At 31.4% G+C, this 6,503-nt stretch carries 6 protein-coding genes; all 6 read right to left on the bottom strand.

The window, feature by feature from the left end:
- Positions 1-264 precede the first annotated feature (264 nt).
- The 6 genes from HCG76_RS16525 to HCG76_RS16500 all read right to left on the bottom strand — a co-directional run bounded on the left by HCG76_RS16525 (position 265) and on the right by HCG76_RS16500 (position 6,374).
- Positions 265-1,113 carry a 3-hydroxybutyryl-CoA dehydrogenase gene (locus HCG76_RS16525; RefSeq protein WP_221701353.1) on the bottom strand — a complete coding sequence of 283 codons (849 nt, stop codon included), beginning with the start codon at positions 1,111-1,113 and terminating at the stop codon, positions 265-267.
- 333 nt (positions 1,114-1,446) lie between these two features.
- Positions 1,447-2,475, bottom strand: a complete 1,029-nt coding sequence (locus HCG76_RS16520; RefSeq protein WP_221701352.1) for an electron transfer flavoprotein subunit alpha/FixB family protein — start codon at positions 2,473-2,475, stop codon at positions 1,447-1,449.
- A gap of 22 nt (positions 2,476-2,497) precedes the next feature.
- Positions 2,498-3,277: an electron transfer flavoprotein subunit beta/FixA family protein gene (locus HCG76_RS16515; protein ID WP_221701351.1), complete on the bottom strand. Its 780-nt coding sequence runs from the start codon at positions 3,275-3,277 to the stop codon at positions 2,498-2,500.
- Positions 3,278-3,295: 18 nt separating this feature from the next.
- The gene (locus tag HCG76_RS16510) at positions 3,296-4,435 is read right to left on the bottom strand and encodes an acyl-CoA dehydrogenase (RefSeq protein ID WP_221701350.1); all 1,140 of its coding nucleotides are present in this window, start codon (positions 4,433-4,435) and stop codon (positions 3,296-3,298) included.
- Positions 4,436-4,613: 178 nt separating this feature from the next.
- Positions 4,614-5,423, bottom strand: a complete 810-nt coding sequence (locus HCG76_RS16505) for a short-chain-enoyl-CoA hydratase (RefSeq protein ID WP_221701349.1) — start codon at positions 5,421-5,423, stop codon at positions 4,614-4,616.
- A 321-nt stretch (positions 5,424-5,744) separates the two neighbouring features.
- On the bottom strand, positions 5,745-6,374 hold the full coding sequence (locus HCG76_RS16500) for a redox-sensing transcriptional repressor Rex (protein ID WP_221701348.1): 630 nt from the start codon (positions 6,372-6,374) through the stop codon (positions 5,745-5,747).
- Positions 6,375-6,503 lie beyond the last annotated feature (129 nt).

Raw genomic sequence — 6,503 nt, 5'->3', positions numbered from 1 at the left:
TTAGCTAGTGGTTCCCACTACCAAGCCCACAACGGACTTTCACCGTCAAGTTGTTACCCATGCTGGGCGCACAACAATAAAAGGTAACTACCCGTCGATAGCTACCTTTTAAAGTTAAATTAAAGCGTATTCTTTATTTTATTCTTTTTAAATATATAAATCTATGATTTTTTTATAACAGCATATTTATATAAATATCTCTATCCCTCTAGAAATATTTAAAGTTCATTTTATTAATTTTCTATTTCTAAATTTATTTTAACATTAAGCGTTATAGTTGTAGAATCCTCTTCCAGACTTTCTACCTAACCATCCAGCTCTAACATATTTTCTTAAAGTACTACTAGCTCTGTATTTAGTATCTCCTGTTTCATTATATAAAACATCCATTATAGCTAAACAAACATCTAATCCAATTAAGTCACCTAAAGCTAAAGGCCCCATTGGATGATTTGCACCAAATTTCATAGCTGTATCTATGTCTTCCACTGATGCTATTCCTTCTTGAAGGATAAATGAAGCTTCATTAATCATTGGGATAAGTATTCTGTTTACTACAAATCCTGGAGCTTCAGCAACTTCTACTGGCTCTTTTCCTATTGCTAGTGATAATTCCTTAACAGCATCAAAAGTTTCTTGAGAAGTAGCCATACCTCTGATAATTTCAACTAACTTCATAACTGGAGCTGGATTAAAGAAATGCATTCCTATAACCTTATCTGGTCTACCAGTAGCTGAAGCAACTTCAGTAATTGATAAAGAAGATGTATTTGAAGCTAAAATAGTTTCTGGCTTACAGATTCTATCTAACTCAGCGAATATTTCTTTTTTAATTTTCATATTTTCAATTGCAGCTTCAACAACTAAGTCACACTCTTCAGCTAAGTTCATATCAGTAGTTCCTGAGATTCTAGAAAGAATATCTTCCTTAGTTTCCTCAGTCATTTTTCCCTTAGCTACTAATTTAGATAAATTCTTATTGATTCCAGCAATTCCTCTTTCAACAAATTCATCTTTAATATCTCTAACAATAACCTCATAACCTTTTTGAGCAAAAGCTTGAACTATTCCAGCACCCATAGTTCCAGCACCTAAAACAAAAATCTTTTCCATTATAAACTCTCCCCTTTATTTAGTGAAAAACTAAAATTAATATTTCCAATCTACTCATTATAAATTAGAAGTCAGAACATATCTTAAAACTTTAACTAATAATTTTAGTTTTAAACTTATTTATTTTAATTCTCAAAATTTATACACACAAATAAAAAACTTAATAACATTTTGTCCACATTATATATAAAATTAAACTCCTAGGCTGTATAATTTTATATTTATTTATAAAGTATAATGGCCATTTATACTTTAAAGTTAACATGTACAAATTACTTAATATTATATAGTTTATAAGTATAACTAATATATGGATTTTTTAAAAAATTAGTATTATAATTTACAAGTTAAGACTTCTTCAACATCAATACTTTCTTTTAATTTGCTTATCATTTCTGGAATTACCTTATTTATATCACCAACTATTGCATAATCAGCAACCTTCATAATCGGAGCTGCTTCATCTTTATTAATAGCAATTATCATATCTGACTCTTGCATACCTGCAACGTGTTGAATTGCTCCTGAAATACCACAAGCAACATATATTGTTGGTCTTACTGTCTTACCAGTTTGTCCAACTTGGTAATCTCTTTCTATCCATCCCTTATCTACAGCACCTCTTGATGCCCCAACAACTCCACCTAAAGTTGTTGCTAATTCTTGTAGCATAGCGAAGTTTTCTTTACTTCCTACTCCTCTACCACCAGCAACTATAACTTTAGCTTCTCCAATATCAACGATATCCTTATTAGCTTTAACTACTTCTAATACAGTAGTTCTAATATCTGATGCTTCTAAATTAACAGTAACATTTTCTATATTAAAGTTTTCCTTCTTTTCAGTAAGTTTTGAGAATACCCCTGGTCTTACTGTAGCCATTTGTGGTCTGTGGTTTGGACAAGCAATTGTTGCCATCAAGTTACCACCAAAAGCTGGTCTTGTTGCAAGTAAATCACCGTTAGTAACATCTACTTCTAAAGATGTACAGTCAGCTGTTAATCCAGTTGAAAGTCTAGCAGCAACTCTAGGTCCTAAATCTCTACCAATGAAAGTAGCTCCTATAAATAATATTCCTGGCTTTCTTTCATTTGCTAAGTCACAAATAACCTTTGTATAACCATCTGTAGTATAGTTTTCTAATTCTTCATGTTCAGCTACTAATACTTCATCAGCACCATGCTCACCTAAAATATCTGCTAAACAAGCTACATTATTCCCTAATAAAACTGCAGTTAAATTAACACCTAATTCATCTGCTAACCTTCTACCTTCTCCTAATATTTCTAATGAAACCTTTTGTAATTCACCATTTCTTTGTTCAGCGAATACCCAAACGCCATTATATTCTGATATATTCATCTCCAAATTCCCTCCTATTATCCTAGATGTAGTGCTTTTCTTTTAATTTTCCTAATACATATGCTACTGCTTCTGGAGCTGAATCCTTAACGATTTCTCCTGCGCCCTTAGCTTCTTTAGTCATAGATTTCTTAACCTTAGTTGGAGAACCTTTTAATCCTAATTCTTCAACTGGTACATCAAGATCTGCTGCAGTCATAACTTTAACTTCTTTTTCTGCAGTATCGAAGATATATTGAACATTCATATATCTTGGGTGATTTAATTCTTCAATAGCAGTTAAAAGTACTGGAGTTTGAACTTTAATTAATTCATATCCATCTTCTAATGCTCTATTAACTACTAAACCATCTTCAGTAACTTCTACACCTTGTACATAAGTTACTTGTGGTACATTTAAATGTTCAGCTATTTCTGGACCAACTTGTGCAGTATCTCCATCGATAGCTTGTCTTCCACCAAAGATTATATCGTATTCTAAATTTTTAATTGCTGCTGCAATTGTCTTTGAAGTAGCTAAAGTATCAGCTCCTCCAAATGCTCTATCTGTTAAAAGGATAGCTTCATCAGCTCCCATACATAATGCTTCTCTTAATGCATTTTTAGCTTGAGGAGGTCCCATGCTGATTACAGTCACGTATGCCCCATAATTATCTTTTAATTGTAATGCTGCTTCTAAAGCGTGCTTATCTTCTGGATTTATGATTGAAGGAACACCATCTCTTATTAGAGTTCCTGTTTTTGGATCTATTTTTACAGCTGTTGTATCTGGTACTTGTTTTAAACAAACTACTATCTTCATCTTTTATAGCCTCCTATATTATCTTAATGCTGCGCCTGCGATAACCATCTTTTGAACTTCTGAAGTTCCTTCATAGATTTCAGTTATCTTAGCATCTCTCATCATTCTTTCAACTGGATATTCCTTAGTATATCCATATCCACCGTGGATTTGAACTGCCTTAGTTGTTACATCCATAGCAACTTCAGCAGCAAATAACTTAGCCTTAGCAGCATCTACTGAATATGGCATTTTGTTTTGCTTTAACCATGCTGCTTTATATACTAATAATTTTGCAGCTTCAATTTTAGTTTCCATATCGGCTATCATCCATTGTAATCCTTGGAATGCTGATAATGGTCTACCAAATTGTTTTCTTTCTTTCATGTATTTAACAGCTTCTTCATAAGCTCCTTCTGCGATACCTAAAGCTTGAGCAGCTATACCAATTCTTCCCCCGTCAAGAGTTTTCATTGCTATACCAAATCCCTTACCTTCTTTACCAATTAAGTTTTCCTTTGGTACTACACAGTTTTCAAATATAAGCTCTGTTGTAGAAGAAGCTCTAATTCCTAACTTATCTTCTTTCTTACCAATTGAGAATCCTGGGAAATCTTTTTCAACTATGAAAGCTGATATTCCTCTAGTTCCTTGTGATTTATCAGTCATAGCAAATACTATGAAAGTATCTGCAACACCACCATTAGTGATGAATATTTTAGAACCATTTAAAATATAATTATCTCCATCTAAAACTGCTGTAGTTTGTTGCCCTGCAGCATCAGTTCCTGCACCTGGTTCAGTTAAACCGAAAGCACCGATTTTTTCACCTTTTGCAAGTGGTACTAAGTATTTTTCCTTTTGAGCTGGTGTTCCATTTTCATAAATTAATGAAGCACAAAGTGAAGTATGAGCTGAAACTATAACCCCATGTGTTCCACAAGCTTTTGATAATTCTTCAACTGTGATGATATATGATAATACATCGCCTCCAGCACCTCCTAATTCCTTAGGGAATGGAATACCCATCATGCCTAGCTCTGCCATTTTCTTTACATTTTCCATTGGAAATCTTTCTGTTTCATCAATTTCAGCAGCTATTGGTTTTACTTCATTAACTGCAAATTCTCTAACCATTTGTCTTACTAACTCTTGTTCTCTAGTTAATCCAAAATTCATTGCTTTTTACCTCCCTGCAATACCCTCTTTTATGTGTATAATTACAATTCCTAATTAGAAAACATCTTTTAATTTTTAATCATCGATGCAAGTTTTGCTAACTAAATTAATAATTTAGAGCTTAACTTATGTAAAACACACTCTATTTATATATTTAAAATTTATTAAATAAACTATTTTACTTATTTTTAAAGTTTTTTGCTCTTCTTTCTAAGAAAGCAGTCATTCCTTCAACTTGATCCTCTGAATCAAAGCACTTTCCAAAATCCTCTGCTTCAACTTCTATTGCTTTATCTATATCTACTTGCATTCCTCTATTTATAGCATCCTTACAAAGCTTAACTGCTATTGGAGCATTAGCACAAATAGTAGATGCCATTTTTCTTGCTTCTTCCATTAAATTTTCTAATGGAACAACCTTATTAACTAATCCAATTCTTAAAGCTTCTTCAGCATTAACCATTGAGCAAGTATAAATTAATTCTTTAGCCTTACCTAATCCAACTATTCTAGGTAATCTTTGAGTTCCACCAAATCCTGGTGTAATTCCAAGTCCAGCTTCTGGTTGAGCAAATTTTGCCTTTTCTGATGCAATTCTTATATCACATGCCATTGCAAGCTCACATCCCCCACCTAAAGCAAATCCAGAAATAGCTGCTATAACAGGCTTGTCTAAATTTTCTAATCTTCTAAATACTTTATTACCTAAAAGTCCAAATTCTTCTCCAGCCTTAGAGTCTAAATCTTTCATTTCTGCTATATCAGCTCCAGCAACAAAAGATTTTTCTCCAGAACCTGTAAGTATTACACAATAAACATTGCTATCATTTTCAATGTTTGTAATAGCTATATCTAACTCCCTTAAAGTTTCTGAATTTAAAGCATTTAATGCCTTTGGCCTATTTATTGTTATAATCGCTAAATTCCCATCTTTTTCAAGAGTTACATTTTTTAACTCTTCTTCTAAAATAACATTTTTGATTTCCATTAAAATTCCTCCCTTTATATACCAATTAATCTCATAAATACCCATTTTATTGTTAGATAATTAACAAAGAACCTTAAAAAAAACTCTCTTATTCCTTCTTCTTTGGTTAGAAGATTCTGAATAATCACAACCCACTTATAATTATAATATCTAAATTTATCATTTGCAATTAATATTTTCTTAATTAGTATATAAATTACAATTTTTCAATGTATTTCTTCGAATACGTTTTCTTTTTTCCTTTTTTTCGCCCTTCTTTTTGATTGTTGAGTTATTAACATTATAAAATAAAAATAGCTGTTGCAAATGCAACAGCTTATTTTAACTATCTTTCATTAAATATACTAAAGTTAATAAACTTTCTGAAAGATGAACATTTTCTACTTTAACATCATCTGGAACAACTAAATCTACAGGTGCAAAGTTCCAAAGCCCCTTAATTCCACCCTTAACTAACATATCACAAACCTTTTGTGCGTTAATTCTAGGAACACATATAATTCCAATATCAATATTATTATCTTGTAAAAACTCAGCTAATGTATCTATATCTTTAATTTCAACATCTCTTATTCTCATTCCTACAAGCTTTGGATTAGCATCAAAAATACATTCAATAGATAAACCTAATTCCGAAAATCTATTGTAATTAGCAATAGCCTGCCCTAAGTTACCTGCTCCAATTATTATTCCAGTATAATCTTTATCTAATCCTAAAATTAAACTTATTTGTTTATATAATTCTTTTACATTATATCCGTATCCTTGTTGTCCAAAATCTCCAAAATTATTTAAATCTTGTCTTATTTGAGAAGCTGTAAATCCGATTTTTTCCCCTAATTCTTTAGATGAAATTCTATCTACATCATTTCTCATCAGCTCTTTCAAATATCTATGGTATTTTGGTAATCTTTTAATTACTGCCATAGAAACACTTTTCTTTTTCTCCATAGTATATGAATCTCCTTAATACACTTCAATAATATTCCTATTCCAATCCAACTTTGATAATATAATAACATACTTTTAATTTTTTATCTATATTTTAATATATAAGTAAGATATTTTTATTAAAATATT

Origin of the sequence: Clostridium sp. K13 (genome assembly GCF_019734195.1) — a bacterium.
Lineage (GTDB): Bacteria > Bacillota > Clostridia > Clostridiales > Clostridiaceae > Clostridium.
This window is presented reverse-complemented; position numbering and strand designations above follow the sequence as displayed.